General features: G+C 72.7%; 28 protein-coding genes. 6 read left to right on the forward strand and 22 right to left on the reverse strand.

Going from position 1 to position 26,891, the window contains the following annotated elements:
• Nucleotides 1-209: 209 nt before the first annotated feature.
• Nucleotides 210-626, reverse strand: coding sequence for a zf-TFIIB domain-containing protein (locus tag ACQ1X7_RS11525; protein WP_432478343.1), 417 nt, complete (start codon nt 624-626; stop codon nt 210-212).
• On the opposite strand from ACQ1X7_RS11525, the gene ACQ1X7_RS11530 reads away from it, so the two are divergent.
• The 3 genes from ACQ1X7_RS11530 to ACQ1X7_RS11540 all read left to right on the forward strand — a co-directional run bounded on the left by ACQ1X7_RS11530 (nt 534) and on the right by ACQ1X7_RS11540 (nt 3,273).
• Entirely contained in the window at nt 534-1,343 is an 810-nt protein-coding gene (locus ACQ1X7_RS11530) for a glycerophosphodiester phosphodiesterase (protein ID WP_432478344.1), read from the forward strand. The two genes, ACQ1X7_RS11525 and ACQ1X7_RS11530, sit on opposite strands and share 93 nt — an antisense overlap.
• Nucleotides 1,340-2,692: an MFS transporter gene (locus ACQ1X7_RS11535; RefSeq protein ID WP_432478345.1), complete on the forward strand. Its 1,353-nt coding sequence runs from the start codon at nt 1,340-1,342 to the stop codon at nt 2,690-2,692. Before ACQ1X7_RS11530 ends, ACQ1X7_RS11535 begins: the two co-directional genes overlap by 4 nt.
• 197 nt (nt 2,693-2,889) lie before the next feature.
• Nucleotides 2,890-3,273 (forward strand): RNA polymerase-binding protein RbpA, encoded by a 384-nt coding sequence (locus ACQ1X7_RS11540; RefSeq protein ID WP_432478346.1) that lies wholly within the window; start codon nt 2,890-2,892, stop codon nt 3,271-3,273.
• Between the two features lie 15 nt (nt 3,274-3,288).
• Here ACQ1X7_RS11540 and ACQ1X7_RS11545 read toward each other — a convergent pair whose 3' ends face one another.
• The 7 genes from ACQ1X7_RS11545 to ACQ1X7_RS11575 form a co-directional block, all read right to left on the reverse strand.
• Nucleotides 3,289-3,759 carry an FxsA family protein gene (locus tag ACQ1X7_RS11545; RefSeq protein ID WP_432478347.1) on the reverse strand — a complete coding sequence of 157 codons (471 nt, stop codon included), beginning with the start codon at nt 3,757-3,759 and terminating at the stop codon, nt 3,289-3,291.
• Nucleotides 3,756-4,532 (reverse strand): polyprenol monophosphomannose synthase, encoded by a 777-nt coding sequence (locus tag ACQ1X7_RS11550; protein ID WP_432478348.1) that lies wholly within the window; start codon nt 4,530-4,532, stop codon nt 3,756-3,758. The genes ACQ1X7_RS11545 and ACQ1X7_RS11550 overlap by 4 nt, the downstream gene beginning before the upstream one ends.
• Nucleotides 4,529-6,022, reverse strand: coding sequence for an apolipoprotein N-acyltransferase (gene lnt / locus ACQ1X7_RS11555; RefSeq protein ID WP_432478349.1), 1,494 nt, complete (start codon nt 6,020-6,022; stop codon nt 4,529-4,531). The genes ACQ1X7_RS11550 and lnt overlap by 4 nt, the downstream gene beginning before the upstream one ends.
• Nucleotides 6,023-6,451: 429 nt before the next feature.
• Nucleotides 6,452-6,859 carry a hotdog domain-containing protein gene (locus ACQ1X7_RS11560; protein ID WP_432478350.1) on the reverse strand — a complete coding sequence of 136 codons (408 nt, stop codon included), beginning with the start codon at nt 6,857-6,859 and terminating at the stop codon, nt 6,452-6,454.
• Nucleotides 6,856-7,626 (reverse strand): OAM dimerization domain-containing protein, encoded by a 771-nt coding sequence (locus ACQ1X7_RS11565; RefSeq protein ID WP_432478351.1) that lies wholly within the window; start codon nt 7,624-7,626, stop codon nt 6,856-6,858. The genes ACQ1X7_RS11560 and ACQ1X7_RS11565 overlap by 4 nt, the downstream gene beginning before the upstream one ends.
• Nucleotides 7,623-9,266, reverse strand: a complete 1,644-nt coding sequence (locus ACQ1X7_RS11570; protein WP_432478352.1) for a lysine 5,6-aminomutase subunit alpha — start codon at nt 9,264-9,266, stop codon at nt 7,623-7,625. Before ACQ1X7_RS11570 ends, ACQ1X7_RS11565 begins: the two co-directional genes overlap by 4 nt.
• Nucleotides 9,263-10,297 carry an L-erythro-3,5-diaminohexanoate dehydrogenase gene (locus tag ACQ1X7_RS11575; protein ID WP_432478353.1) on the reverse strand — a complete coding sequence of 345 codons (1,035 nt, stop codon included), beginning with the start codon at nt 10,295-10,297 and terminating at the stop codon, nt 9,263-9,265. The genes ACQ1X7_RS11570 and ACQ1X7_RS11575 overlap by 4 nt, the downstream gene beginning before the upstream one ends.
• 146 nt (nt 10,298-10,443) lie before the next feature.
• Here ACQ1X7_RS11575 and ACQ1X7_RS11580 point away from each other — a divergent pair, with 146 nt between their 5' ends.
• From ACQ1X7_RS11580 to ACQ1X7_RS11590, 3 genes are all read left to right on the forward strand, one after another.
• Complete coding sequence (locus tag ACQ1X7_RS11580; RefSeq protein ID WP_432478354.1) at nt 10,444-11,910, forward strand: KamA family radical SAM protein; 1,467 nt, start codon at nt 10,444-10,446, stop codon at nt 11,908-11,910.
• Between the two features lie 237 nt (nt 11,911-12,147).
• Nucleotides 12,148-12,435, forward strand: a complete 288-nt coding sequence (locus ACQ1X7_RS11585) for a hypothetical protein (protein WP_432478355.1) — start codon at nt 12,148-12,150, stop codon at nt 12,433-12,435.
• Nucleotides 12,436-12,449: 14 nt separating this feature from the next.
• Entirely contained in the window at nt 12,450-12,587 is a 138-nt protein-coding gene (locus ACQ1X7_RS11590; RefSeq protein WP_432478356.1) for a hypothetical protein, read from the forward strand.
• A 455-nt stretch (nt 12,588-13,042) separates the two neighbouring features.
• Here ACQ1X7_RS11590 and ACQ1X7_RS11595 read toward each other — a convergent pair whose 3' ends face one another.
• From ACQ1X7_RS11595 to ACQ1X7_RS11660, 14 genes are read right to left on the reverse strand one after another with little or no spacing between them, the layout of a single operon-like run.
• The gene (locus ACQ1X7_RS11595; RefSeq protein ID WP_432478357.1) at nt 13,043-13,351 is read right to left on the reverse strand and encodes a PqqD family protein; all 309 of its coding nucleotides are present in this window, start codon (nt 13,349-13,351) and stop codon (nt 13,043-13,045) included.
• Entirely contained in the window at nt 13,348-14,268 is a 921-nt protein-coding gene (locus ACQ1X7_RS11600) for a hypothetical protein (protein ID WP_432478358.1), read from the reverse strand. The genes ACQ1X7_RS11595 and ACQ1X7_RS11600 overlap by 4 nt, the downstream gene beginning before the upstream one ends.
• Nucleotides 14,265-14,537, reverse strand: a complete 273-nt coding sequence (locus tag ACQ1X7_RS11605; protein WP_432478359.1) for a PqqD family protein — start codon at nt 14,535-14,537, stop codon at nt 14,265-14,267. Before ACQ1X7_RS11605 ends, ACQ1X7_RS11600 begins: the two co-directional genes overlap by 4 nt.
• A complete protein-coding gene (locus tag ACQ1X7_RS11610; protein ID WP_432478757.1) occupies nt 14,530-15,177 on the reverse strand; it encodes a helix-turn-helix domain-containing protein in 648 nt (215 codons plus the stop codon). Before ACQ1X7_RS11610 ends, ACQ1X7_RS11605 begins: the two co-directional genes overlap by 8 nt.
• Before the next feature lie 5 nt (nt 15,178-15,182).
• Complete coding sequence (locus ACQ1X7_RS11615; RefSeq protein ID WP_432478360.1) at nt 15,183-15,770, reverse strand: helix-turn-helix transcriptional regulator; 588 nt, start codon at nt 15,768-15,770, stop codon at nt 15,183-15,185.
• The gene (locus ACQ1X7_RS11620; RefSeq protein WP_432478361.1) at nt 15,770-16,984 is read right to left on the reverse strand and encodes a DegT/DnrJ/EryC1/StrS family aminotransferase; all 1,215 of its coding nucleotides are present in this window, start codon (nt 16,982-16,984) and stop codon (nt 15,770-15,772) included. Before ACQ1X7_RS11620 ends, ACQ1X7_RS11615 begins: the two co-directional genes overlap by 1 nt.
• Entirely contained in the window at nt 16,981-18,348 is a 1,368-nt protein-coding gene (locus ACQ1X7_RS11625) for a hypothetical protein (protein WP_432478362.1), read from the reverse strand. The genes ACQ1X7_RS11620 and ACQ1X7_RS11625 overlap by 4 nt, the downstream gene beginning before the upstream one ends.
• Nucleotides 18,348-19,403: a GNAT family N-acetyltransferase gene (locus ACQ1X7_RS11630; protein WP_432478363.1), complete on the reverse strand. Its 1,056-nt coding sequence runs from the start codon at nt 19,401-19,403 to the stop codon at nt 18,348-18,350. Before ACQ1X7_RS11630 ends, ACQ1X7_RS11625 begins: the two co-directional genes overlap by 1 nt.
• Complete coding sequence (locus ACQ1X7_RS11635) at nt 19,400-20,512, reverse strand: glycosyltransferase (RefSeq protein WP_432478758.1); 1,113 nt, start codon at nt 20,510-20,512, stop codon at nt 19,400-19,402. Before ACQ1X7_RS11635 ends, ACQ1X7_RS11630 begins: the two co-directional genes overlap by 4 nt.
• A 5-nt stretch (nt 20,513-20,517) precedes the next feature.
• On the reverse strand, nt 20,518-21,642 hold the full coding sequence (locus ACQ1X7_RS11640) for a nucleotidyltransferase family protein (protein ID WP_432478364.1): 1,125 nt from the start codon (nt 21,640-21,642) through the stop codon (nt 20,518-20,520).
• Nucleotides 21,639-21,926, reverse strand: coding sequence for a hypothetical protein (locus tag ACQ1X7_RS11645; RefSeq protein WP_432478365.1), 288 nt, complete (start codon nt 21,924-21,926; stop codon nt 21,639-21,641). The genes ACQ1X7_RS11640 and ACQ1X7_RS11645 overlap by 4 nt, the downstream gene beginning before the upstream one ends.
• Nucleotides 21,927-21,931: 5 nt before the next feature.
• Entirely contained in the window at nt 21,932-23,245 is a 1,314-nt protein-coding gene (locus tag ACQ1X7_RS11650; RefSeq protein WP_432478366.1) for a nucleotide sugar dehydrogenase, read from the reverse strand.
• Nucleotides 23,246-23,279: 34 nt separating this feature from the next.
• The gene (locus ACQ1X7_RS11655; RefSeq protein WP_432478367.1) at nt 23,280-24,917 is read right to left on the reverse strand and encodes an AAA family ATPase; all 1,638 of its coding nucleotides are present in this window, start codon (nt 24,915-24,917) and stop codon (nt 23,280-23,282) included.
• Nucleotides 24,908-26,779 (reverse strand): polysaccharide biosynthesis protein, encoded by a 1,872-nt coding sequence (locus ACQ1X7_RS11660; RefSeq protein WP_432478368.1) that lies wholly within the window; start codon nt 26,777-26,779, stop codon nt 24,908-24,910. The genes ACQ1X7_RS11655 and ACQ1X7_RS11660 overlap by 10 nt, the downstream gene beginning before the upstream one ends.
• Nucleotides 26,780-26,891: the final 112 nt, after the last annotated feature.

Raw genomic sequence — 26,891 nt, forward strand, 5'->3', positions numbered from 1 at the left:
ACCCGCCGAAGCGCTCGACGCGCTACTGTCCGAACACGACAACCCACCCGGTGTTGCACTCACCGGTTGAATCCACCGCCGACCGGCCGTCTCGAAACCCGGTGACGGATGCAGGGCGGCGCCCACAGTCCCGGGGGTTTCGAGGCTCGGGCCTGGCGGCCCTCGCACCTCAACCTCCGGAAGCCGTCACCCGAACCTCCGGGGACCCGTCACTCGAAGAGCGTCTCCACCCACGCGCGGGCGGGCTTCCGGCTGGTGGGCGGGGCTGTCATGTCGGGCGTGATCCTCGGGAGCGGGGCGGTGGACTGGGCGGCGTGACGGTGCCAGTCGGTCTCGGCCTCGATGAGGTTGCCGAGCTCGGCCCGCTCGAGGAACACGCCGTGGCCCTCGGGGCACTGGCTCACCTGCCCGGTACCGAGGGGGCGGCTGGTCATCGGGGCGCTGCAACGGGGGCAGGTCAGTTCCTCCATGCACCGACCGTACTCCCCGCTCCGGCGCCCGTCGGCCCGGCCACGCAGGGAACAATGCCCGACGTGACCGACTCCACTCCGGGGCCCACCGGGTACGCCTACCTCGACGCGGCCCGCCGGCCGCTGGCCTTCGCCCACCGGGGCGGTGCCACCCATCCGGAGCTGGTCGGGCTCGAGAACACCCTCACGGCGTTCCGGCACGCGGCCGCGCTGGGCTACGTCTACCTGGAGACCGACGTGCACGCGACGCGGGACGGCGTGCTGCTCGCCTTCCACGACGCCGTGCTCGACCGGGTCAGCGACACCAGCGGCGGCGTCGTCGACGCGACGTACGACGAGATCAGCCGCGTCCGGATCGGGGGCCGGGAGCGGATCCCCACCCTCGAGGAGCTGTTCGACGCGCTGCCGCACGCCCGCTTCAACATCGACCTCAAGTCCGCGGCCGCCGTCCCGCTGCTGGCCCGGCTGATCGAGGAACGACAGGCCCACGACCAGGTGCTGGTCGGCTCGTTCTCCCACCGCCGGATCAACCGGTTCCGCCGGCTCACCGGTGGCCGGGTCCCCACCTCGGCGGCCCCGCTGGAGGTGCTCGCGTTCCGGTGCCTGCCCTCGGGCCGGCTGGCCGACCTGCTCACCCGCCGCCGGGTCGCGGCGCTGCAGGTGCCCCACCGGCGGGGTCCGGTGACGGTGACCACTCGCGGTCTGGTCCACCGTGCGCACCGGGCGGGTAAGCACGTGCACTCATGGACCGTCGACGACCCCGACGAGATGATCGTGCTGCTCGATCGTGGTGTCGACGGACTGATGACCGATCGCACCGACATACTCAGGGACGTGCTCGTCCAGCGCGGGCAGTGGGAAGGACCTCGATGAGCTCATCCACCTCGGGCGTCGCCGACCTGGGGCCGCTGAACCGCGCGCGTGAGCAGCGGGCGTGGTACTGGTACGACTGGGCCAACAGCGCCTACGTGACGACCATCAGCACGGTGCTGGTCGGCCCCTACCTGATCGGCATCGCCGAGAACGCCGCGGTCGACGATCGCGTCAACCTCCTCGGCTTCAGCGTGGCACCGGGTGCCCTGCCCGCGTTCCTGGTCACGATCGCGACCGTCTTCTCCGCGTTGGTCCTGCCCCCGCTCGGTGGCTTCATCGACCGGACCGAGAAGAAGAAGCAGTGGCTCGCCGGGTTCGCCTGGACCGGCGCCCTGTTCGCGTCGCTGCTGTTCTTCACGCGAGGCGACAACTGGGAGCTGGGCGCCGTCGCACTCGTGGGGGCCAACCTCTGCCTGGGCGCCTCCTCCGTGGTCAACGACTCGATCCTGCCGCTCATCTCCACCGAGGAGGAGCGCGACCGGGTCTCGTCACGGGGCTGGGCGTGGGGGTATCTCGGTGGGGGCCTCCTGCTCGCGGCCAACCTCGCGCTGGTCACCGTCCTCCCGTTCGGCCTCGACGTCGCCGAGGCCGCCCGCTGGAGCATGCTGTCGGCCGCCGTGTGGTGGGCGGCCTTCACCTTCATCCCGTTCCTCCGCCTCCGCAACCACCCGCCGGCGGACGTGGAGGCCGTCTCCGGGAACGTCGTCCGGCAGAGCTTCGGCCAGCTGTGGCAGACGCTGAAGGAGATGCGCCACTACCCCACCGCGCTGACCTTCCTCGTCGCCTACCTGTTCTTCAACGACGGCATCCAGACCGTCATCAGCCAGTCGTCCGTCTACGGCTCGGAGGAGCTCGGCTTCGACCAGTCCGTCCTGATCATCACGATCCTGATGGTCCAGTTCGTCGCGTTCGGAGGCGCCTTGCTCTTCGGAAAGCTCGCGCAGCGGTACGGCGCCAAGCGGGTCATCCTGGGCGGGCTGGTGATCTGGTCCCTCATCGTCACCGTCGCCCTCTGGCTCCCCGAGCAGGAGCTGCTGCCCTTCCTCGCCCTCGGGTTCGGCATCGGGGTGGTGCTCGGCGGCACCCAGGCGCTGGCTCGCTCGTACTTCTCCCTGTTCATCCCGAAGGGGAAGGAAGCCGAGTACTTCAGCTTCTACCACGCGATGGAACGCGGGACCTCGTGGTTCGGTGCCCTGGTCTTCGGGGTCGTCTACCAGATGACCGATTCCTACCGTCCCGCGATCTTCGCGCTGATCGTGTTCTTCGTCATCGGGGGCCTGCTGCTGCTCAGGGTCGACACCGAGCGGGGCATCCGCGAGGCGGGCAACGTGGTGCCGTCGACGATCTGACCGGCTCCTCACCCCTCCGGGTGTGTCCGAGATCTCGCCCAGGCTGCGGATCGGTGCGAATTCCGGGAATCTTGCGGAGCGCCGTACCGTTGGACAAGGCGAACCGTTGTAGACGGTGAGGCCCTTGCGCGCTGCGGCTGGTTGATCGTTCCCGCTACGGCGCCACGACGGGGAACACACGATCAGGGAGGTGGCTCATGGCGGAGCGCACGCTACGCGGCGCCCGACTCGGAGGCCAGAGTTTCGAGGACGAGCGCGGGATCGAGTTCGCCGCGCGACAGCAGGTCGGCTACCGCTGCCAGCGAGGCCACGAGTTCGAGATCCCCATGTCGGTGGAGGCCGAGGTCCCCGCCACGTGGGAGTGCCCACGCTGCGGCGCCGAGTCGCTCAGCGTCGACGGCATCGAGCCCGAGGTCAAGGCCGAGAAGCCCGCGCGCACCCACTGGGACATGCTGCTCGAGCGGCGGTCCGAGAAGGAGCTCGAGGACATCCTGAAGGAGCGGCTCGAGCTGCTCCGCGGCGGTGAGATCGGCCCCGCCCACCTCCACCGTGGCGCGAGCCGCAAGAAGAAGGTCAGCTGAGCACCACGTGACGACCTAGTCGTCGTCGACGACCTCGCCCCGGATCACCGGCCCCTCGCCGGCGGGTCCGGGGCGTCGTACGTCGCGGGGCGCCCCGGTGACGAGCAGCCGTCGGGCGACCACCCGGGCCATCACCCGCCGCGCCAGCGGCCTGGTCACCGGCAGGATGAGCAGCACACCCACCGCGTCGGTCACGAAGCCCGGGGTCAGCATCAGGGTGCCGCCGATCAGGATCAGGGCCCCGTCGGCCAGCTCCCGGTGGGGCATCCGTCCGGTCTGGAGCGCGGTGGTCAGCGCCTGCCAGGCACGACCTCCCTCGCGGCGCACCAGCCAGGTCCCGACGACGCTGGCCAGGATCAGCAGCAGGATGGTCCACCACGCGCCGATCACCTGGCCGATCTGGATGAGCACGTAGATCTCCAGCAGGGGCACCCCCACGAAGAGAGCCACCATGAGCGCCGAGACCCAGCGGCGCCGCCGCGTCATGACCGCGCCCCGCGGCTCCGGGCCCAGCGCTGCAGCTGCCGGCTCCGCTCCTCCACACCCCACGCGGTGATCCGGCGCAGCGACTCCACGGCGATCGCCGGCCCCATCTTGGACTCGCCGCGCTCCCGCTCCACGAACTCGATGGGCACCTCACGGACCGACAGGCCGGCACGCAGGACCCGCGCCGCGAGGTCGGTCTGGAACACGTAGCCCGTGGACCGCACCGACGCGAGGTCGATCTTCTCCAGCGTCTCGCGGCGGTAGAGCCGGTAGCCCGCGGTCGCGTCCCGCACGTCGATCCCGAGCAGCAGCCGCACGTAGAGGTTGCCGCCGCGCGACAGCGCCTGGCGGTGCCGCGGCCAGTTGGTCACCGATCCACCCGGCACCCAGCGGGAGCCGATCACGAGGTCGGCGTCGGCCAGCGCGGCGAGCAGCCGGTCCAGCTGCTCCGGCTGGTGGGAACCGTCGGCGTCCATCTCGCCGATCACGTCGTACCCGGCGTCGAGGGCCACCCGGAAGCCGTGCAGGTACGCCGCCCCGAGGCCCTCCTTGCCGGCCCGGTGGACCACGGCGACGCCGGTGTCCTCGGCCGCCAGCCGGTCGGCGACGGCGCCGGTCCCGTCGGGCGAGGCGTCGTCGACGACGAGGACGTCCACGTCGGGGTGCAGCCTCCGCAGCCGGGAGACGAGCGGAGCCAGGTTGCCGGCCTCGTCGTAGGTCGGCACGACCATGCACACCCTGCCGGGGACCCCGGTGCCGCCCACGCCGCTCATGTCGTCCCGTCCTCGTCGCGCTGCCGTCGACGATACGGGAGCAGCCCCAGCACCAGTCCGACCACGGCGACCCCGACCGCGACCCGGCCGGGCCAGGCCCCGAGGCGGACGGCGGGCGTCAGCTCCTCGACGAGGCCCACCTGCTCGACCAACACCTCCTGGGTGCGGACGCCGGCCCGGTCGACCACCGAGCCGTCGGGCGCGATCACCCCGGAGACGCCGTTCGTGGCCGCGACCAGCACGTAGCGGCCGGTCTCGAGCGCCCGCAGCCGGGAGATCTCGAACTGCTGGTCGATCTGGGAGGTCCGGACGAACATCGCGTTGCTCGTCTGCACCGTCACCAGCTGGCCCCCCGCGCGCACCTGGGCGTGGATCCCGTCGTCGTAGGCGACGTCGAAGCAGATCGCGTCGGCCACCAGCGTGTCCCCGACCGGGAGCGGCTCGACGCGGGTGCCGCCGAGCATGTCGCGCGGGATGAGGCGGAGCTGGCCGAAGCTGCCGAGGCCGAGGTCGCGCCAGGGGATGTACTCGCCGAACGGCACCGGGTGCCACTTGGTGTAGCGGTCGCCTGCGCCCGTGCCCGGGAGCCACACGATCCCCTGGTTGAGCACGTGGTCGGTACCGGCGTCGACCATCGCACCCACCAGCACGGGCACCTGGATCGCCTCGCTGGCCCGCTCGATCCCGGAGTTGACCTCGCTGTCGCGGAACGGGTCGACCGCCGTCGAGTTCTCCGGCCACAGCACGAAGTCGACCTGCTCCTGCTCGCCCGCCGCCACGTCCTCGGCCAGCGCGACCGTCGCGTCGACGTGGTTGCGGGTCACCTTTCGGTGGTCGAGCAGGATGTCGGTGCCGTCCCCGGGCACGTTGCCCTGGACGACGGCCACCGTGCGCTCGCCGGTCGTCGGTGCGGTCCACGGCACCAGGGTCGGCACCAGGCTGACCGCCACGACGCCGGCGGCCACGAGCCCCGTGCGCACCCGGCCCGGACCGGTGACCAGCTGGGCGAGCAGGGCACCGAGCACGGCCAGCAGGTAGGAGAGCCCGGCCATCCCGACGTAGGGCAGCGCGTCCTGCCAGCCGGTGCCGGCGACGGCGTACGACAGCCGTCCCCACGGCATCCCGCTGAACGGCCAGTCCGAGCGGATCGTCTCCACGGCGACCCAGGCGGCCGCGAACCACCAGGCCCCGCCCCGGCGGGGCAGCAGCACGGCGGCCGCCGCGCCCAGGGGCGCGAAGTACGCCGCCTCGAGCCCCGCGAGCGCGAGCCAGGGGCCGAGGCCGACGGCGCGCATCCAGAACAGCAGCACGAACTGGAAGCCGACCCCGAACGCCAGACCGGGGAGCCAGGCGCGGCTCGCCGGAAGCCCGCGCACGCAGAGGACGAATCCCGCCACCCCCACGGGCAGCAGCACGGCGAGCCCGACCGGTTCGAAGGCCTGGGCCATCAGGGCTCCGGCCAGCAGCGCGGACGCGGACCGGAGCAGCACGGGGGCAAAGGTACCCGTCGCGGCCAGCCGGGCCGCCGGGAGGAGGGACCCTCTGCAGGCCGCGGAAGGGCCCCCCGTCCTTCGGGCCGAACCACGACCGACCGGCTGCCGATGGCGGTCCGTTGTCTAGGGAACCCGAGAGCCCTTCCGCGTCCGCCCTCGCGGTGCGGGACCGGCCTCCGTGAACCAGGTCGGACGGGTGGTGGCGCCCCACCTCCGACCCATCACTCGGACGGCGGTCCCGCAGGCCGCGACCTGCACGACGGACACCAGCACCCTCAGTCCCGTCGGGCCGTTCTGTCAACCGGCCGATGACCTGCGGCGATGCGTGAACGTGCAGGTCAGCGGCGGGAGGCGACGGCCGGAATCAGCGCCGGAATTTCACTGCGCACGGCGTGTCGCGCGGTTCCGGCCTCCGGGCCGGGTGGGTCAGCCCGGGACGACCACGGTGCCGGTCGCGGTCGTGGCCAGCAGCGGCGGCTCGAGGAGCGCGGCCGCTCCCGGGCGCTCGGCGGTCGCAGCACCGCGGGCGACGACGTGCACGGCGAGCTCGAGCTGCCGTGAGCGGGTGCCGACCCGGGTCACCTCACAGCTGATCTCGAGCACGTCGCCCGCCCGGACGGGGCTGACGAACTGGACGTCGGAGTAGGACGCGAACAGACCCTCGTCGCCGTCGGTGAGGATGCACATCTCGGTCGCGACGTCGCCGAAGAGACCGAGGCTGTAGGCCCCGTCGACGAGGTTGCCCGCGTAGTGGGCGTGGGAGTACGGGACGTAGCGGCGGTGCACGACGCGGGTCCCGACCTCGGCGCCCCGTCCGCCGGCCGGGGCCGTCACGACGCCTGCCTGGTCGGGCTGCCGGTCGGCTCGGTGACCCGGTGGACGAGGAAGCTGGCCACGTCGGCCGGGGTGGTGCCCCGGCTGAACACGCGGTCGACCCCGAGCTGCTCGGCCATCGCCTCGTCGAACCGGGGGCCGCCGACGACCAGCAGCGGCTGCTGGCCCGCGGGGTAGGCCTCGCGGAACGCGGCCGACATCTCCCGGGTGTTGAGCAGGTGGGCGTCCCGCTGGGTGACCACCTGGGACACCAGCACCGCGTCGGCCCGCTCCGCGATCGAGCGCTCCACCAGCTGCGGCACGGAGACCTGGGCGCCGAGGTTGACCACCTTGATCTCGCGGTAGTACTCCAGCCCCTTCTCGCCAGCGAAGCCCTTGATGTTGAGGATCGCGTCGATGCCGACGGTGTGGGCGTCGGTGCCGATGCAGGCCCCGACCACGACCAGCCGTCGGCGCAGCGACCGCTTGATCGCGGCGTTGGCCTCCTTGGGGGTCAGCAGCGGGAAGTCGCGCTCGACGACCTTCACCAGGCTGGGGTCGACCAGGTGGTTGACCCGGCCGTAGACCACGAAGAACGTGAAGCCGTCCCCCATCGGCTTGCTGTGCACGACCAGGGCCGGGTCCATGCCCATCCTGTTCGCCAGCTGGAGCGCGGCACCGTCGGCGACCTTGGAGTGCGCGATCGGCAGCGTGAACGACAGCTGCACCATGCCGTCGCCGGTGGTGTCGCCGTACGGGCGGATCGGTCCGGTGGGCGCGTCGGTCATCGCTGCCGTCCTTCCGGTTCCTGAGGAGACTCGTCAGCGTCGTCTCGAGGGGCCTCGAGCAGCTCGGTCGCCGGGTTGTAGTAGGCGTCGGACTTGCGGGCGACGCCGTCGAGGCCGCGCCCGCCCTCGGGCGGACGCTTCATCAGCCCGAACGTCCCGTCGCCGATCGCGGCCAGCAGCGGTGGGTGGCCGGCGGCGTCCTGGTCGGAGGCGATCCGGTCGAGCAGGGCGATCGACTCGTCGAGGACCTGCTCGGCGCGCTGCTCGATGAAGCCGCCGGGGGCGGGACGGAAGTCCTCGTGGAGGTTGCCGGCGGCGTTCATGACGTAGCGGACGTTCTGCAGCGCCAGGTCGCGGTCGGAGAGCCAGGGGGTGACCACGGCCTCGGTCATCATGCCGACCAGCAGGATCCCCTGCCCGGTCAGGGCGCCGACGAGGTTGAAGAAGCCGTCGAGCAGGTAGCCGCGGAACACGTCGCCGGTCATGTGCCGGGTAGGCGGCATCCACTTCAGGGGAGCGTCCGGGAACAGTGCCCGGGCCAGCATCGCGTGCGCGAGCTCGAGCCGGAACGAGTCGGGCACGTCGGGGTCGATCTCGAACGCGTGCCCCAGGCCGAGCTGCCAGTCGTCGAGCCCGGCCTCCCGCGCGAAGAACTCGTTCAGCAGCTGGCTGGTCGTGACCGTGTGGGCGGCCTCGACCGCGTCGGCCGTGGTGAGGTAGTTGTCCTCGCCGGTGTTGATGATGATGCCCGCACGCGCGTGCACCTGACGGCTGAAGCGCTGGTCCACGAACGTGCGGATCGGGTTGATGTCGCGGAAGAGGATCCCGTACATCGAGTCGTTCAGCATCATGTCGAGGCGCTCGAGCCCGGCGAGCGCCGCGATCTCGGGCATGCAGAGCCCGGAGGCGTAGTTGGTGAGCCGGACGTAGCGGCCGAGCTCGCGTGAGGTCTCGTCGAGCGCCGCGCGCATCAGCCGGAAGTTCTCCTGCGTCGCGTACGTGCCCGCGAAGCCCTCGCGGGTCGCCCCCTCGGGCACGAAGTCGAGCAACGACTGACCGGTGCTGCGGATCACGGCGATCACGTCGGCCCCGGCCCGGGCGGCCGCCTGCGCCTGCGGGATGTCCTCGTGGATGTCGCCGGTCGCGACGATCAGGTAGACCCACGGCGTCGCGGGCGCGTCGCCCACCTCGGCGATCAGCCCCTCCCGCTCCGCGCGGCGCCGGTCGATGCGGGCGATGCCGGCACCGACCGCTGCCCGGGAGGCCTCGGCGGCGCGGACCGCGTCGTCACCCTCGGGCAGCCGGAACCGCACCGAGCCGGCCCCGGCCTTGGCCGCCAGGGTGGTGAGGTCGTCGGCCTCGCCCCGGTGCAGCGCGTCCCAGACCGGGAGGGCGAGCCCGTGCTCCAGCCCCACGTCGGCCCGGACCGCCTCGGCGAGCCGGTTGACCCACGGAGTCCCGTCGGGGTCGGCGCCGGACAGCCCGGCCAGCCGGAGCGTCGCCCGTTCCACCGACACGGTGGTGTGCTGCTGGGCCAGCGTGACGACCGGCTGGCCGACGGTGCGCGCGAGCGACCGGGCGCGCTCGACGCGTGCCCGGTCGAGGTCGAGCCGGGGCACCGCCGTCGCCGCGTCGCTCACAGTCGCTCCTCGAAGAGTCGTCGTACGCCCCCATGGTCGCGCAGCAGCCGCAGGGCGTGCTCGGCGTGGCCCGGGGCGTAGCCGTTGCCGACCAGCATCGTCACGTCGGCCGCGAGTCCCTCGGCGCCGAGCGCCGCCGCCGAGAACGAGGTGGCCATGGAGAAGAAGACCACGGTGCCCCGGTCGGCGGTCGCGAGGATCGCGCCGCCCTCGCAGCCCGGGACGTCGACACACACGACGGTCACGTCGGCGGGGCCGCCGGCTGCCGCCACCGCGTCGCGCAGCGCGACCGGGTCGCGGGCGTCCGCCACGACGACCTCGTCGGCCAGGGCGGCGGCCTCCAGCGCCTCGGCCTCGGCCCGGTGCGGCACGACGCCGATCGTCCGGCCCGCGCCGGCGTCGCGGGCGGCGGCGAGGCTGAGCGAGCCCGACTTGCCGCCTCCGCCGACCACGGCCACGGTGGGGCGCTCGTACTGCTCCACGACGCGGGCGGTGAGGGCCGGGGCGCCGCACACGTCCATCACCGCGAGGCTGAGCTCGGGTGCGAGGTCGTCGGGGAGCACCGCCGCGATCGAGCGGCCGAAGAGGACGGCGTACCCGTCGGCCGGCACCTGCTCGCTGCGCCCGTCCCAGCGGGCGAGGCCGTCCTCGATCACGAGCGGGGTCAGGCTGAGGGAGACCAGGGTGGCGACCCGGTCGCCGACCCGGAGCCCGAGCGGCGACCGCTCCCCCACCTCCTCGACCGTGCCGACCAGCATCCCGCCGGAGCCGGTCTCGGGGTTCTGCATCTTGCCGCGCGCGGCGACGATCTCCAGCACCTCGGCGCGCACCGCTGCCCCGTCGCCGTCGTGCTTGCGCTCGAGCTGACGGAACGACGCGGCGTCGAGGTTGAGACGCTCCACGCGGATCCGGACCTCGTCGGGCCACAGCTCGCGGCGGGTGTCGAGCCGCTGCGCCGCCTGGGGCAGCACCGCCGCGTCGTCCAGCACCCGGTGCAACCCGGTCGGGTCGCTCGTCAGCACCGCGTCCACTGCTTCTTCTCCCGCAATTTCGTGTGTCTTCCGCAAATCCTCCGGCCGTTGGTTGGACTTGCCGGAGAGTGTTCTCGTACTCTGACAGAAGAGCCGTACGTCGCACAAACGACGCACCGACCCTGCAGGCTGCCCGAGGAGGACCCATGAGCATCGAGACCGCGATCGACCTGGAGACGGGTCAGCCGTACCCCTACGCGCGTGTCGAGCTGGTGGAACCCGACTGGACCCGCTTCCCCGGCTGGAAGGACGTGACCGCCGCCGAGTGGGAGTCCGTCCAGTGGCAGCGCGCCCACTGCGTCAAGAACGTCAAGCAGCTGCGCGAGCTGCTCGGCGACCTGGTCGACGAGACCTTCTACGCCGACCTGGAGCGGGACCAGGCCGAGCGGGCGACCATGTCGATGCTGGTGCCGCCGCAGATGATGAACACGATGGTGCCGACGGCCGAGCCGGCCGGGCCAGGCTCGCTCACCGAGGCGTTCTACGCCGACCCGATCCGCCACTACATGATCCCGGTCCTCTCCGACCGCCGGACCGACTGGCCCTCCCACCCGCACGCCACCCGCGACTCGCTCCACGAGCACGACATGTGGGCCACCGAGGGCCTCACCCACCGCTACCCCACCAAGGTGCTGGCCGAGCTGCTGCCCACCTGCCCCCAGTACTGCGGCCACTGCACCCGCATGGACCTGGTCGGCAACTCCACGGCGGTCATCGACAAGCTGAAGTTCGTCGGCAAGCCCAACGACCGGCTCGGCGACATGATCGACTACCTGCGCCGTACGCCGCAGGTGCGCGACGTGGTGGTGTCGGGCGGCGACGTGGCCAACATGCCGTGGCCCCGGCTCGAGGCGTTCCTCACCCAGGTGCTCGAGGTCGACAACATCCGCGACATCCGGCTCGCCACCAAGGCCCTGATGGGCCTCCCCCAGCACTGGCTGCAGGGCGACGTCGTCGACGGCATGGGCCGGGTCGCCACGATCGCCCGTGAGCGAGGCGTCTCGATCGCGATCCACACCCACGTCAACCACGCCAACTCGGTGACTCCACTGGTCGCGAAGGCCACGCGGGCGATGCTCGACACCGGCATCCGCGACGTGCGCAACCAGGGCGTGCTGCTCAACGGCGTCAACGCCGACCCGCACGCGCTGCTCGACCTGTGCTTCCGGCTGCTCGACGGGGCGCAGATCATGCCCTACTACTTCTACATGTGCGACATGATCCCGTTCTCGGAGCACTGGCGGGTCTCGGTCGCCGACGCCCAGCGGCTGCAGCACCACATCATGGGCTACCTGCCGGGCTTCGCCACGCCCCGCATCGTCTGCGACGTGCCGTTCGTCGGCAAGCGCTGGGTGCACCAGCTCGCCGACTACGACCAGGTGCGGGGCATCTCGTACTGGACCAAGAACTACCGGACCTCGATCGAGACCGGGCCTGAGGTGTCCGCCGACGCAGTCCTTTCTCGCCACTACGAGTACTACGACCCGATCCACACCCTGCCCGAGGAGGGCCAGCGCTGGTGGGCCGAGCACGGCCGGCTCGACGAGACGGCGCTCAAGGCAGCCGAGATGGCCGAGGCCTCGCGCCGGACGGCGGCCCTCCAGGCCCACTGAGCCGTCTCGGATTACACCCGATGGCCGATGACTCCGGCGGCCTTGGGGCGTAGGCTCGGACCGGACCCGGGACCGGTTTCGCAGCCGGTCACGTGGTGGGACGCCCCGGGTTCGTGCAAGGGGGGAGCACAGATCGTGACGAGCGACGGCGTTGACCAGACATCGGGGGTCGACCAGACATCGGGGCACCCGGACCGGCGGACCGTGCTGCGGCGCGGCATGGTCGTGGGTGGAGGCATGGTGTGGGCCACGCCCGCCGTCCAGACCCTCGCGGCGCCGGCGTTCGCGGCAGGGACGCCCAAGTGCCTGCCCACGATCGTGGCGAACTACAGCAAGCCCGCCCAGGCGTCCGCCCAGGGCGGCCAGGGCGGCAAGGAGAAGAGCGGCTGCACGACCTACACGTTCTCGGCCACCGAGGCCTGCTGCGACTGCATCGACCGGCTGCCGCACCTGCCCCGGCCGCTGGCCATCCTGGCGTGCAAGTTCCTGCTCAAGTGCCGCCTCGAGAGCGTCACCACCTGCTGAAGGGACCCGGAACCATGTCTGAACAGCCCATCGCGATCACCGAGGCGGAGGCGGAGGCCCACGCCGCGGAGTTCCTCGCCTCGCAGAACCTGTCGGGGACGGTCGAGCTGCTGGCCGAGGGTGACGCGGCGACCGTCGTCGTCTCGGAGTGACGTCGCGCCGCACCTGCTGGATTACCCCCAACGGCGTATGTTCCCGGGTGCCGCGATCCCCTACCGTCGTGGTACGTCGACACAACAGGGGGAATCGACGTGGGGGGACAGTGGGGCTTGCCCCGGATCGACGCAGCACCGACCGACCGACACGCCGTCCTGCAGCGTGGCGCCGGCCAGGGAGGATCGCTCGTCTGGACGGTGCCTGCCGTGCAGACGCTCGCCGGTTCTGCCTTCGCCACCGGGACGCCGCCGCCGCAAGAGCTCGGCGACCAGCTCGGGCTGAGTGACAACACGACACCACTCGCCGCTCACGGGCAGCCGCTGGCCGTGCCCGGAACGGGCTAGGAGCCACCCCACAGGAGGTCCGTCGTCCCCACCGTCTGACCTCCTGTGGGGTCCAGCCCGCGTCGGACCGACGGCCCGGAGACGAGGGCACAGGCCGGGCGTGGGCGTCAGGTGGCGCGGGCGGCGACCGGCTCCACCAGGCCGGCCCCCGCGAGCATCCCGGCGCACCGGATCACGTCGCCCCGGATCTGGTCGGGCTCGACCCCGAACAGGTGCGCCAGGTCGGCCGCGGTCTGCGACAGGGTCGACTCGCCGTCGCAGAGCCGCAGCACCAGGGTGGCCGTGACGTCGAGGTGGTGCAGCTCCTGGGTCTCGTCGTTCCAGACGATGACCTGGTCGTCGACCTCGACCGACGGCCAGCGCGAGGCGTGCCGCGGCGCCAGGACGCTGTCGGGACCCGGCAGGGCGGCGTTCACAGCTCCTCCAGCAGCCGGTCGCTGACCAGCCCCTCGATCGCCGCCACCGCCTCGTCGAGGTCGCCGATGCGCAGGCGCGCGACCGTCGCGTTCGCGACCATCCGCGCCGCCGACTGCAGGTTGCGACCCGGGGCCTCGGCGAAGCGGAAGGTCATCCGGGCCAGCTCGTAGGCAGCCTCCGCCCTGCTGATCGGGAGCAGGTCGGTCCGGGCGCCGGCGACGTACGCCGGGAAGACGATGACCGAGGGTGGGGCCACCGGCCCCTGCGCGGTCGCCGCCCCGAGGTCGGCGGGGTCGATCTGCCACTGCCGTGACCGCGGGGCGTCGTACTTGGAGGCGAGGTCGGGGAACAGCGACCACGACCCGGGGTCGAGGCTGAGCCGCTTGGGGAACGGGTGGACCCGGCCGTCGACCGGGTCGACGGCCACCGCCTCGTCGGTGACGTAGCCGAAGCCCTCGCGCAGCAGCCCGGCGGCCGTCGTGGTCTTGCCGCTCTCCATGTCCGCCGGCAGCACCACGGTCATCCCCGCTCGGGTGACGGCCGAGGCGTGCATCAGGTGCAGGCGGTGGGCGGAGCGGTCGATGGTCGTGCGGTTGACGTGCCACGCCAGCGAGGCCGCCACGTCGCGGGCGGTCCGGCCGGCCGCCACCCGCTCCCCGTCGTGGCAGAGCAGGTAGTGGTCGGCGTCGGACGGGCGGTGCACGGTGTAGCGCGCGCACTCCGCCCGGGCCGCGCCACTGGTGCGCAGGAAGGGACCGACCAGGTGGCCCAGCACCTCCACCATCTCCGCCTCGGCCGGGACCAGCAGCTCGAAGGTGTGGTCGAGGGCACGGCAACGACCGAGGCTCACCAGTCCCCCGGCCGTCTCGTGGCCGACGGAGGCGCGGACCGCCGGCTGGTCGAGCAGCGTGGTCACCGGATCACCCCCGCGGCCCTCATGTCCTCCAGCGCGGTCTCCACGTCGGTCAGCGTGCGGCCGGGCTCCAGCTCGAACAGCGCGCAGACCGCGGCCACCATCTCCTCCACGGCGGTCTGTCCGTCGCAGAGCTCCCACAGCGCCAGGGCGGTCGGGTTGAGGGCGACGGGGGGACCTTCGGTCGGCGGCTGCACGACCGCGCCACCCCGGCTCCGCTCGGTCGGCAGGTCGACGGTGCGACGGGGCCTCGCGTGCAGCAGGTCAGTCACCGGTGACCTCCATCAGCTCCGAGCGGATGTCGTGGTCGAGGGCGAAGGTCGCTGCCTCGGTGCGGGACGCGAGGCCGAGCTTGCCGAGCAGCCGGTTGATGTGGGTCTTGGCCGTGTAGGGCGAGATGACCAGCCGGTCGGCGATCTCGCGGGTGCCGGCGCCGGCGCCGAGGAGCGCCAGCACCTCACGCTCCCGCGGGCTCAGGGAGGCGACCCGGTCGAGGTCGGGATCGGCGCCCCGACGTTCCACGATGAGGGCGTGCAGCACCGATCCGAGCAGGTGGGCGGGGACGTGCACGTGGCCGGCCATCACGGTCCGGACGGCATCGAGGACCCCGGCCACTCCGTCGCTCGGGACGACGAGCCCCGCAGCGCCGTGCTCGAGGAGTCCGAGGTGGTTCACGGCTCCCGGGTCGACGATCATGATCGCCCGGATCCCGCGGGCCACGACCTGGCGGCACAGGGCCGCCGCGTGGTCGGGCGCGAGCTGGGCGTCCACCACCGCGACGTCGCGGCCGTCGGCGTCGATCGGCCACTCGGCGGGTCGCGCCGAGGTCACCGCCACGGCGGTCAGCTGCAGCTGCTCGCGCAGCTGCCGGGCCAGCCCGTCGGCCACGCTGGGTGCGCGGTGGGCGACCATGATCCTCACGCGCGACCACTCCCCGCGAGCACCGGAGCGGGCCGGTCGCTGATCCTCATCACGGACACGACGGCGTAGCGGTGGGACACCCCCAGCTTGGCCAGGACGTGGGCCACGTGGGTGCGGACGGTGTGGTAGCTGATCCCGAGGGCACGCGAGATGGCCTCGTTGGTCGCTCCCTGCCCCATGAGCCGCACCACGTCCAGCTCGCGACCGGTGAGGTCCCCGAGCGGGTCGACCCCCGCCGTGGCCTCGCCGGAGGACCACGCCGCACCCGCGGTGATGCGGCCCAACGCCTCCAGGAGGGTGTCGGTCGGGACCGACCAGTCGACGACTCCCGCCGCACCGAGCCGACGCGCGACGCGCGCCGTCGACGGGTCGGAGGTGGACCCGAGGAGCAGCAGCGGGCGCTCCCGATCGTCGTCGAACCCCGCGGCGCCGTCCGGCGCACCTCCCGGGGTCACCAGGAGCAGCACGGCGTCCACGTCGTCCGTGGGCACCGTGGTCGTGCACACCCCCGCGGCACGCAGCGACGCCGCCACGCAGTCGGCCTCCAGCGAGTCCGCCGGGCCGACCAGCACGTGGGTGGACATCAGGACTCCACTCCCCCGCGCACCGAGACGATCTCGTCGGCGTGGGCCACGATCCGGCGTACGGCGTCGGCGATCCCGCGGACCTGGTCGTCGGTCATGTGCGACCACAGGGCCGGCGAGATCACGGAGGCCGCGAGCCGGTCGGTCAGCGGGAGCTCCCGGCGCGGCAGGTGGGCGTAGGCCTGCTGCTGGTGGATCGGCGGGTCGTAGTAGTGGCGGGAGTCGATACCCTCCGCGCCCAGCGCGGCCGCCAGGTCCCGCGCCGTCAGCCCGCACTCGTCCTGGTCGACCACGAGGGTGAGGTCCTTGTAGGTCGAGACGTCGTCCGGGTCGAGGGTGGGGCCCCGGACACCCCGGACCGCCCCGAGCTCACGCCAGAAGAGCCTCACCATCGCGCGGCGCCGGGCCAGCGCGGAGTCGAGCAGCCCCAGCGAGTGCAGCGCCGTGGCCGCGTGCAGCTCCGACATCCGCGCGTTGAGGCCGACGAACCGGCAGTCGTAGTCGCCCGGGTTGCCGTAGTCGCGACCGAGCCGGATCGCGCGGGCCAGGTCGGCGTCGTGGGTCGCGACCAGCCCGCCCTCGCCGGCGACCACCACCTTGGTGGGGCTCAGCGAGAACACCTCGGCCACGCCGAAGCCGCCCACCGGGGTGCCCCGGCGCACCGAGCCCAGGCCGTGCGCGGCGTCGTAGACCAGCGGCACCCCCGCCCGGTCGGCGACCGCCTGGAGCGCCTCGGTGCGGCACGGGGTGCCGTAGACGTGGGTGGCCGTGAGGGCACGCGCGGTGCCGCCGAGCGCGTCGAGGGTCTGCTGCGCGTCCTCGGGGTCGAGGGTGAGGGAGTCCTCGGACACCTCCGCGAACACCGGCGTGCCGCCTGCCCAGGCGACGGCGTGGGCGCTGGCGGAGAACGTGAAGCTCGGCATCACCACCGGCCCGGCGGCCTCGACCGCCTGCAGGACCAGCATCAGCCCCGAGGTGCAGCTCGACACCCCCACCACGTGGGGGACGCCGAGCCGCGCCGCCACGGTCTCCTCGAGCTCGCGCACGGTCGGACCGTTGGTCAGGATGCCGGACGCCAGGATGTCGGCGTGCCGTCGTGCCAGCAGGTCCGTCCGACCCAGCGCGGGCCGGACCAGCGGGAGCCTCTCGGTGAACGCCGGCGCCCCGCCGAGCAGCGCGGGCCGGGCGTTCGAGGTCGTGGTCAGCAGGGTCACGTCGATGCTCCTTGGCGTGTGTTCTCGACGGCAGCGTCGGGCGCCTCCGCCTCGTAGGTGGGAGGGGGACGGCGCAGGGCGAGGAAGACGAGCACGAACGGCAGCACCTGCACCCGCTGTCGCGTCAGCATCCCGAAGTTGGAGAAGTTCGAGAACGCGAAGATGAACAGCAGGACGTAGACCAGGCACATGATCAGGTAGGGCTCTCGCCGCAGGCGGCCGGGGACCTGCACGAGCGAGCGCCAGGCGAGGACGACCAGCAGCATCAGCAGGGCGCTCTCGGCCGCCGCCAGCAGCATCTGCGGGTTGGACGCCTCGACGATCGTCGGCCGGAACAGGACCGAGAAGGCGGCCAGCGGCAGGTCGGCCAGGCCGTCGACGCCCGTGGACTCGAAGGACGAGCCGCCGGTGTCGGTGCGCTGGGCCGTGTCGTCGATCGCCGAGTCCAGGCTGGACACCGACAGGCCGTCGATGTTGAGGAAGCTGGCGGCCTGCCACACGACGGCCAGGCCACTGACCGCGAGCACGACGGCCGAGGCGACGTACACGAGTGGCGTCAGCTCGGTCGCGGGAGTCGGCCGACGACGGAGCAGGAACGCCACGCCGAGCGCCACGAACAGGGCCGCCGTCACGTGCGGACGGACCACACCGGTCATCAGCACACCGATGACCAGGGGGCCCGGCCAGCGGTGGTAGCCACTGAGCAGCTGCGCGCTGCCGTAGGCGAAGAGCCCGATCCCGAGGATCATGAAGGCTTCCTTGCCGAGGCTCGAGGGCCAGTAGAGCATCGACGGCAGGAACAGCACGAGGAAGGCGTAGCGCCGGGCGTCGCCCCCGGGCACGGCCACCCGGAACGCCCGGTACAGGAAGTAGGTGCCCCAGAACGCCAGCAGCGCGAACACGCCGAACGCGAGGTACATGCTGGGGCCGGTCACGGCGTACAGGCCGCCGGTGAGCGCGCGGATGAAGCCGGTGCCGATGAAGTCCCTGCCGAGCTCGGCCGAGAAGTTGCCGGCGCGGTACTCGATCGCGAGCCGGGTGCCCTCGTTGTGGTAGGCGGCCGCGTCGGAGGGGCCGCCGTAGATCCAGAACGCCAGGCCGTAGCGGGCGGCCGTGGCCAGGATCTTGACGACGAACGCCCACATCAGGATCCGGATGAACCGGGGGTCGGGGTCGCGGTGCCCCGCCTTGAGCAGCATCGGGACCGAGACGAGCACCAGCAGCGGCAGCACCAGCAGCGCGATCCAGATGTCGTAGGGGGTCCGGGTCGCGGCCCACGCGGTCAGGCCGACGTACGCCGTGACCAGCAGCACCCCCAGCACGGAGACCGCACGGGTGCCCCAGGGCGAGACGGAGTGGGACATCAGAACACCTCGAGGTCGCCGAGGGACAGCCGCCACCGGCCCTGGTCGAGCACGTCGTCGGGGCAACCGGGCCGCGGCAGCGCCACCAGTCCGATGCCGCCGCCGGGTGCGGACAGGTAGCCGGCGGTGCGCGCCACCCGGGCGATCTCGGTGCCCGGAGCGGCGTGGACGGCCACGTGGTCGACACCGGAGCGCCGGGCGCCGAGCAGCACGCGGCGCGCCGCTGCGTCGTCGCCGGCAGCGACGAGCACGTCGCCGAGGGTGAACTCGGTGAGCCCGGCCCGGTGGCGCAGCCGGCCCAGTCCGAGCCCCACCAGCTCGCCGCGCCGCCGCACGGCCACCGCCCGGTAGTCGAGGCCGGGTGCCGCGGCGTAGCGCCACCACAGGTAGCTCGGGGAGAGCGGGGTGTGGATGCCGTCGGACACCCGCCGCCGGACGAGCAGTGCCTGCACCTCGTCGTGGTGGCCCAGCACGTCGGCGGCGCTCGGCAGACGGCTGGTCACCGCCTCCGTGGACGCCGGCGTCGCCACCGCCGAGGCCGAGCCCGAGGCGTTCGCCGCGTTCGCCGCCCGGGCACCGCGCAGGAACCTGATCGGCCGGACCGGGCTGATCCGGACCGGGAGCTGCCCGACCTCCTGCCAGCCCATGCGGAGGTAGCCGGGACGGCTGTCGGCGTTCGGCGTGTTGAAGACCAGGTCGATGCCCTCCTCGCGGTCGAGCTGGTCGAGCAGGGTGAGCGTCAGGGTCTTGAAGATCCCGCGACGCTGGTGGTCGGGGTGGGTGGCGGTGTCGACGGCCCGCACCGCCCGGAGCAGCCGGTCGCCGTGGCGCAGCTCCCAGCGGAGGAAGAGCCGTACGCCGACGACGGCGCCGTCGGCCTCGGCGACCAGGCCGGGCGAGGCGCCGAACGGATTGTCGCGGTGCTTCCAGGTGTAGAACGCCGAGGATCGGGTGCCGGTGGGTCCGCCCGCCATCGTGGCCGTGAGGAGCGAGAGCACCTCGGGCTCGTCCTGCGGCTCGAGACGCCGGACCTGGAGCGTCGCCTGCGTCGTCATCGGACGCTCCCCTCGGGGTCGCGCCGTCCCGAGGAACGGCGGTAGCGCTCCACCAGCGCGTCGGCGGCCGCCTGGATGCCGAACTTCTCCGCGCGCCGCGGCCCCGCCAGGGCGAGGCGGGCGCGCTCGGCGTCGTCGAGACCCAGCCGGAGCATCTCCCGGGTGAGGGCGTCGGCGTCGCGGGGCCGGATCAGGACGCCGTGCTCCCCGTCGGTGATCAGCTGCGGGAGGCCGCCCACGTTCGTGGAGATCACCGGCACTCCCGCCGCGAGCGCCTCGACCACCGCGATGGACAGTCCCTCGTGCAGGCTGGACAGGACGAAGACGTCGAGGGCCGGCAGGAGCGCGGGGACGTCGTCCCGCATGCCCAGGAAGTGCACGACGTCCGCCAGCCCCAGGTGCTCGGCCAGGGAGCGCAGGTAGGGCTCGCGCGGGCCGGTCCCGATCAGGACCAGCCGCGATGCGGGCAGCTGACGGTGTGCCTCGCCGAAGGCCCGGATCATCGTGATCTGGTCCTTCTTGACCGCCAGGTTGCCCACCGACCCGAAGACGAGCACGTCCTCGCCGATCCCCAGCCGGCGGCGGCCCTCGCAGCGCGCCTCGGGGCCGCGGGGGAAGCTCGAGGGGTCGACGCCGTGCAGCATCACGTCGACGTCGGGGAGCCGCAGCGGGCGCGGGAGCCGGATCGACTCCGCCACCTGGTCGGAGACGGCCCACACCTGGTCGTTGCGGGCGATGGTGGCGGCGTTGGCCAGCCGGGTCGCCGGGTGGTAGCGCTGCCAGGTGTTGTGCTCGGTGTGCAGCAGCACGGTGCCGGCGGGCGCCACCACGCGGGCCGCCGCGCCCACGAGGGGGGCGTGGGAGTGCACGATGTCGTAGTGCTGCTCGCGCACCAGCCGCCGCAGGCTCCACGGCCACGCGGCGCCACCCCCGATCAGGTGCGTGCGTACGCCGAGCTCCTCCAGCGTCCCGACCAGCGCGGTCTTCCCGGGCAGCTGGTAGGCCACCTCGATGGTCAGGTCGCGACGGTCCATCGCCCGGGCGAGCCCGACGAGGAGCATCTCGGCCCCGCCCCGGCCCAGGCCCTTGGTGAGCCACAGCACCTTCATGTCGGTCACCGCCCGCCCGCACCCAGCCGCGACTGTCGGAGCCCGGCCCGCAGGCGCGCCATCCGCCCCGCGTGCCGGTCCCCGATGTAGGACCGGGTCGGCGACGCCAGCGCGTAGACGTACGACGCCCGCTCGCGCAGCGGCAGCGCCCGGATGGCCGCCACGGACTTCCGCGCGTAGCTCGAGCCCCGCTCGTAGACCGCGAGGTCGGCGACCTCGTGGGAGTCCGGGCGGTAGGACTGCGCCCACGCCGAGATCGCCAGGACGTCGGCGATGCGGAGCAGCGACCACGCGTGCCGGACTGCCTGCGCCACGACCGCCTCACCACCGCTGGCCCGCGCCAGCCGGTGGATCCGCTCCCCGTCCAGGGGGTAGGTCAGCGCCAGCTGTGCGACGTCCCGCAGCGGCACCAGCCGTGGGGACGCGTCGCCGAGGGCGGCGTGGTAGCACGCGTGCACGAAGCGCTCCTCCACGCCGAGCGCCTCCAGCCGGTGCCCGGCCATGCGGAAGGACTGGGAGGAGCACCACAGCTCGTCGACGGCGAGGCGGACGCCGAGAGGTCCCATGGTGAAGCTGCGGTGCAGGTCGAGCTCGAGGCCGTCGCTGGTCACGAAGCTGGTCCCCTTGCTGTAGCGGCTGTCGAAGCCCGGCCGGGGCTCGGGGTAGCGGCGCCGGTGACCCCGCTGCTCCAGCACCACGGCCGCCCGCTCGAAGTCGTCGCTGCGCACCAGCAGGTCGATGTCGCCGAAGGTCCGCCACGCCGGCTCGGGGTAGTCGACGTGCGCGAGCACGGGACCCTTGAGCACCCTCGGTGAGACCCCTGCGCCCTCCAGCGCGTCGACGGTCTCCAGGAGCAGGCGCTCCAGCGCGAGCACGCCCGCCAGCACCTCGACGTGCAGCCACTCGGTCCGGCGCCGCTGCTCCGCGGTGACGGGGAGCGCGCCGGCCTCGACGGCCGCCCACATCAAGCCGGTCAGGCGCTGCGACTGCACCGACCTCACGAGCGCGTCGAACTCCTCCGTCGGCAGCGGCCGTGCCGGCAGGTCCAGGGTGCTCCCGGGCAGGCCGTGGGCGGCCACGGCCCGGGTCAGGGTGTCGTGCAGCGGACCGAGCTGCGGTGCGGGGCTCACAGCTCGTCCTCCTCGATCATCCACGCCACCAGGCCTCGCTCGACCAGGTCGTCGAGGCACTTCGCGACCTCGTCGGGGTCGTCGGGAGCCGCGCCGGCGGCCTGCAGCTTGCGGTTGATGTCCTGGAGCGCCAGGGGCTCGTCGAGGAGCCGCCACAGCAGGGCACTGCCCCCTCCGAGCACCGAGACGTCCGCCCCCGCCCGCGGGGCGAGGGCCACGACGTGCACCCCCGTGTCGCGCCACAGCGCCGCGTGGGCCCGGGCGTAGCGACAGTCGTCCAGCATCGGCGTCACAGGGTCACCACCCGGTCGTCGCCCCGCCGGCGCAGGGCGTTGCGGGCGTCGAACACGAACCCGGCCCTCCGCGTCAGCGCGTCCAGGTCGTACTGCGAGTGCGGGGTGAGCACGACGACCGCGTCGGCCGCCTCGAGGTTGGCGGCGGTCAGCGGAGTACGCCGCAGCCTGAGCACGTCGGTCTGCAGCCGCGGGACGAACGGGTCGTGGTAGCGGATCCGGGCTCCCTTGGCGGCGAGCATCTCGAGCGTCTTCACCGCCGCGGACTCCCGGAGGTCGCCGACGTCCGGCTTGTAGGTGACCCCCAGCGCCATCACCTCGGCCCGCGGCAGGGGGACGCCCCGGTCGCCCAGGGCGTCGCCGATGCGCCGCGCGACGTACGCCGGCATCTCGGCGTTGATGTCCTGGGCGAGCTCGACCAGCCGGAACGGGCGGCCGGTGTCGCGGCGCGACTGCCAGGCGAGGTAGGTCGGGTCGAGGGGGATGCAGTGCCCCCCGACGCCCGGGCCGGGGTGGAACGGCATGAACCCGAACGGCTTGGTCGCGGCCGCCTCGATGACCTCCCAGGTGTCGATGCCCTGCTCGGCGCACAGGGCCGACAGCTCGTTGACGAGGGCGATGTTGACCATCCGGAACGTGTTCTCGAGCAGCTTGGCCATCTCGGCGGTGCGGCACCCGGAGACCGGGTTCACGTCGTCGACGACCGTCGAGTAGAACGCGGCCGCCAGCTCGGTGGACGCCTCGTCGATCCCGCCGACCACGCGCGGCGTGGTGCGCAGCCCGTACTTGACGTTCCCCGGGTCGATCCGCTCCGGCGAGAACGCGAGCCAGAACTGCTGCCCGGCGCGGAACCGCGGCCGCTCGAGCAGCGGCCGCAGCACCTGCTCGGTGGTGCCGGGGTAGGTCGTGGACTCGAGGATCACCAGGGCACCACGCCGCAACCGCTCCCCGACCGCCCGGCCCGCCGACTCCACCATCGACAGGTCCGGCCGGTGCTCGTGCACCGGGGTCGGGACGCAGATCACGACGACGTCGGCCGTGGCGACCGGGTCGTAGTCGCTGCCGAACCCGAGGCGGCCGGACTCGGCGGCCTGGACGAACAGCGCCTCCTCGACGCCGGGCACCACCAGCTCTCCCCCGGCCAGCGCCGCGACGCGCTCGGCGTCCACGTCGATGCCGGTGACGTGGAAGCCCTCCACGGCGGCCGCGGCCGCCAGGCTCAGCCCCACGTACCCCTGACCGACCACGCACACGCGTGCGGTGCGGGTGTCGAGTCGTCGTCCGAGCGACGTCCTCGCTGTCGTCTCCATAGCTCCCCCCAAGCGTCCGGAAAGTGGCTGTCGGTCAGGTTCCGTCCCCGTCACGGGCGAGGCGGTCGTCCGCCGGCGGCGACGCGGCTTCGACCGCGACCCCGTCGACGGGATCGGGACCCGCCTCCTCGTGCGGCTCCGTGCGCACCGTCGGGTATCCGTAGCGCGCTCCGGCGGGCCGGGAACCGACCAGGACCGTGCCGAGCGCCGAGACACCGAACCGCGTGAACAGGCGCTGGCACTCCTCCGCCTGCGAGCGGGTGGTCTTGTTGAGCTTGCTGACCAGCAGCGTCACATCGGCGTGGCGCGCCACGTCGAGGGCGTCGGAGACCACGAGCATCGGCGGTGCGTCGATGATCACCACGTCGGCCAGCGTGCGGGCGGCCGCGATGAGCGGGCGCACCGAGGCCAGCACCGCTCCCGGGTGGTCGGTGTCGTGCCCGCTGGTGGCGATCGAGACGCCCGGGACGTCGGTCTCGTGGACCACCTCGGCGAGGTGCCGGCCGCGATCGGCGGACAGCAGCTCGGAGATCCCGGTGCCGTTGGGCTGGTTGAAGTGCTCGTGGAGCGTCGGGTTGCGCAGGTCCAGCGACAGCACGAGCACCCGGCGTCCGGCCTCGGCCATCACCGCGGCGAGGTTGGCCACCGTGGTGGTCTTGCCCGCGCCCGGCAGCGCGCTGGTCACCAGGAGGACGACGGACTCGCGTCCGCGCCCACCCTTGGCCGGGGCGGCCACCACGCTGGGACTCAACAGCACCGAGCTGCGCAGGGTGCGGAACGCCTCGGCGGCCGCGCTCGCGGGACGACTCGCGCTGACGACCCCGCTCCGCTGGCGGCTCGGCAGCAGCGGGATCTCGGCCAGCACCGCGAGACCGGTGGCCTCCTCGACCTGCTCGCGGGTCCGCATCCGGGAGTCGATCCGCTCCACGACGAGCGCCAGGGCGGCCCCGAGCAGCAGTCCGAGCAGCCCGGCGATGCCCATCCGGATCGCGGGGCTGGACGGGGCCGCGAACGACTGCGTCGTCTTCGGGATCGCCACGCCGGACTGGAGCATCGTCAGCCGGTCCTGCTGGCCGCCGGTGAGCGCGTTGCGCTCGGAGTAGAGCGGTGTGAGCGCCTGGCTCAGCGCAGCCCGCTCGCTCTCGGTCGTCGGGTCGTCGGCGTCGACCGGGCCGAGTGCCGCCATGTCGTTCTTGAGGCTCTTGATCTGCTGCTGCACCTCGGTCAGGCGCTCCGCCGCCACCTTCTGCTGCTCGGACTTGAAGTAGGCCATCGTCGCCTCGGCGAAGACGTTGACCCGCTCCGCCGCGGCCGCGCCGTCGGGGTCGGTGGAGGTGATCGCCAGGGTGCTGGTCTCCGGGTTGGGCGTCACTGTCACCGAGGACGCCAGCACCTGCGGCTCCCCCTCGTAGTCGAGGAGGGCGGCCGCGCGCTCGGGGATCTTCCCGGTCGTGACGTACAGCGCCACGGTCGCGAGGTTGAGCTGCTCCTCCTCCGTCGGAACGGTGATCGGGGCGATCAGGGTCGCCGTCGCCTCGTAGTTGCTCACGACGGGACCGGAGGAGTCGTCCTCCGGGAGCGTGAAGTAGGCCACGAGCAGCGCGGCGATGCACGGCAGCACCACCAGCAGCCACCGCTGCCTCAAGATCCGCAGATACGTCCTCACCTGCATGCCGGCTCCTCCTCGCGGACCTCGTGGTCCGTCTCCGTGTCGACTTCCTGCTGACGCGCCTGCAGCACGAGCGCCAACCCGGCTCGCGCGGCGGCGGCGTCCTGCTCGTTCGTGGCCTGCTCGATCGACGACAACGCCGACCGGAGGACTCCCGCGGGGATGTGCACCGGCTCCAGCCGGACGATCGACGGGTGCGACGTGGGCTGCCGCCGCTCGTCAGGGGCGTGCAGCTCCTCGGCGAGCTTCTCGCCGGGCCGCATCGCGGTCACGCGGATCTCGATGTCGGCACCGGGACGCTGCCCGGACAGCTGGATCATCCGTTTGGCCAGGTCGATGATCCGGATCGGCTCGCCCATGTCGAGCATGAAGATCTCGCGACCCGTCGAGAGGGCCGCGGCGTGGAGCACCAGCCGGACCGCTTCGGGGATGCTCATGAAGTAGCGGGTCATCCGGGCGTCGGTGATCGTCACCGGGCCGCCGGCGCGGATCTGCCGGACGAACGTCGGCACCACGCTGCCCCGGCTGCCGAGGACGTTGCCGAACCGCACCGCGCACACGGTCATCTCGCCCGGCCGGCCCAGGACCAGGTGCTCCCCGGCGAGCTTGGTGGATCCCATGACGCTCGAGGGCCGGACGGCCTTGTCGGTGGAGATGAACACGAACCGCTCGACGCCGACCTCCTCGGCACAGCGCACCACGTTGCGGGTGCCGATCACGTTGGTGTGCACCGCCTGCACCGCGTGGGTCTCCAGGATCGGCACGTGCTTGAGCGCGGCGGCGTGGAAGACGATGTCGGGGTTCGCCTCGCGGAACACCCTGCGCAGCGCCTCGTGGTCGCGGATGTCGGCGAGCCGCTGCGACACCTCGGGCGGGAGCGTGGCCACCGCCTCGAAGAGGTGGGTCTCGTCGTGGTCGACCAGGACCAGGGTGGCCGGCCCGAACGACGCCACCTGTCGCGCCAGCTCGGAGCCGATCGACCCGCCGCCACCGGTGATCAGCACGCGGCGCCCCTCGACGAGGTGGCGGACGGCGTCGAGGTCGGTGTCGACCTGCGCCCGGCCGAGCAGGTCGGCGATCTCGATGTCACGGACGTCCTGCAGCGAGACCTGGCGGCCGAGCAGCTCCGACTGCGGCGGCACGATGCTGAGGCCGACCCCGAGGTTGTGGCAGCGGTTGACGATGCGCCGGACCAGGGCGGAGTCGGCGTGGGTGATGGCCAGCACCGCGCGGGTCGCCGCTGAGGCCTCCACGGCCTCGGGCAGCTCGTCGATGGTGCCGAGCACCCGGATCCCCAGGATCTTGCGGCCGTGGAGTCGTTCGTTGTCGTCGAGGAAGCCGACGACCTGCGAGGAGTGGTGCAGCCGGATGTCCCGGGCCAGGGCGTCGCCGGCCTCACCGGCCCCGATGACGAGGATCCGCTCGCCCTCGCCGTCCTGGCGGGTGGCGTGGCGCCACCGCAGCAGCCGGGACCAGAACCGCAGGGCCCCGGCCATGCCGCAGCTGATCACCGTCGCCATGATCGGCACCGAGAGCGGCACCGGACGGTCGGTGAGCCACACGACCGGGAACAGGACCCCGAGCACCACGCACTGGGCGACCAGGATCTGGCGCGCCTCGAGCACGCTCGCGAAGCGCAGCACGCCGCTGTAGAGGCCGATCGCGAAGTACGCCGTCACGGTGACCAGCACCACGACCGGCAGGAAGTCGCGCAGGCCCGACCACGCGCTGAGCGGCACGTCGCCGTCGAAGCGCAGCAGCACCGCGCAGGTCCACGCGACACACGTCAGCAGTGCGTCGCCGATCACCAACGGCGCGGTCTCGCGCAGCCGTCTCTGTAGTCTTCCCCCGCGGAGCTCCCCCACTGGGACCGCCCTCCCCCAAGGCTTGGTCCGGTTCCTCTGACGGGAGACTAGTGCGGCTCGGTGACCTGTTGAAGAGCCGAGGATGAATCGTGGATCGATTGTTGATCCGTGG

Origin of the sequence: Nocardioides sp. GXQ0305, from assembly GCF_050880345.1 — a bacterium.
Lineage (GTDB): Bacteria > Actinomycetota > Actinomycetes > Propionibacteriales > Nocardioidaceae > Nocardioides.

Coding starts and splice junctions, on each gene's coding strand:
- ACQ1X7_RS11615 (WP_432478360.1), bottom strand. CDS start 15,770: ATGTCCACCCACGTGCTGGTCGGCCCGGCGGACTCGCTGGAGGCCGAC.
- ACQ1X7_RS11540 (WP_432478346.1), top strand. CDS start 2,890: ATGGCGGAGCGCACGCTACGCGGCGCCCGACTCGGAGGCCAGAGTTTC.
- ACQ1X7_RS11635 (WP_432478758.1), bottom strand. CDS start 20,512: ATGAAGGTGCTGTGGCTCACCAAGGGCCTGGGCCGGGGCGGGGCCGAG.
- ACQ1X7_RS11625 (WP_432478362.1), bottom strand. CDS start 18,348: ATGTCCCACTCCGTCTCGCCCTGGGGCACCCGTGCGGTCTCCGTGCTG.
- ACQ1X7_RS11525 (WP_432478343.1), bottom strand. CDS start 626: ATGGGTGGCACCGCCCCGGTGGGCGAAGGCCAGCGGCCGGCGGGCCGC.
- ACQ1X7_RS11545 (WP_432478347.1), bottom strand. CDS start 3,759: ATGACGCGGCGGCGCCGCTGGGTCTCGGCGCTCATGGTGGCTCTCTTC.
- ACQ1X7_RS11550 (WP_432478348.1), bottom strand. CDS start 4,532: ATGAGCGGCGTGGGCGGCACCGGGGTCCCCGGCAGGGTGTGCATGGTC.
- ACQ1X7_RS11535 (WP_432478345.1), top strand. CDS start 1,340: ATGAGCTCATCCACCTCGGGCGTCGCCGACCTGGGGCCGCTGAACCGC.
- ACQ1X7_RS11610 (WP_432478757.1), bottom strand. CDS start 15,177: ATGGTCGCCCACCGCGCACCCAGCGTGGCCGACGGGCTGGCCCGGCAG.
- ACQ1X7_RS11580 (WP_432478354.1), top strand. CDS start 10,444: ATGAGCATCGAGACCGCGATCGACCTGGAGACGGGTCAGCCGTACCCC.
- ACQ1X7_RS11585 (WP_432478355.1), top strand. CDS start 12,148: ATGGTGTGGGCCACGCCCGCCGTCCAGACCCTCGCGGCGCCGGCGTTC.
- ACQ1X7_RS11655 (WP_432478367.1), bottom strand. CDS start 24,917: ATGCAGGTGAGGACGTATCTGCGGATCTTGAGGCAGCGGTGGCTGCTG.
- ACQ1X7_RS11645 (WP_432478365.1), bottom strand. CDS start 21,926: ATGCTGGACGACTGTCGCTACGCCCGGGCCCACGCGGCGCTGTGGCGC.
- ACQ1X7_RS11650 (WP_432478366.1), bottom strand. CDS start 23,245: ATGGAGACGACAGCGAGGACGTCGCTCGGACGACGACTCGACACCCGC.
- ACQ1X7_RS11630 (WP_432478363.1), bottom strand. CDS start 19,403: ATGACGACGCAGGCGACGCTCCAGGTCCGGCGTCTCGAGCCGCAGGAC.
- ACQ1X7_RS11590 (WP_432478356.1), top strand. CDS start 12,450: ATGTCTGAACAGCCCATCGCGATCACCGAGGCGGAGGCGGAGGCCCAC.
- ACQ1X7_RS11565 (WP_432478351.1), bottom strand. CDS start 7,626: ATGACCGACGCGCCCACCGGACCGATCCGCCCGTACGGCGACACCACC.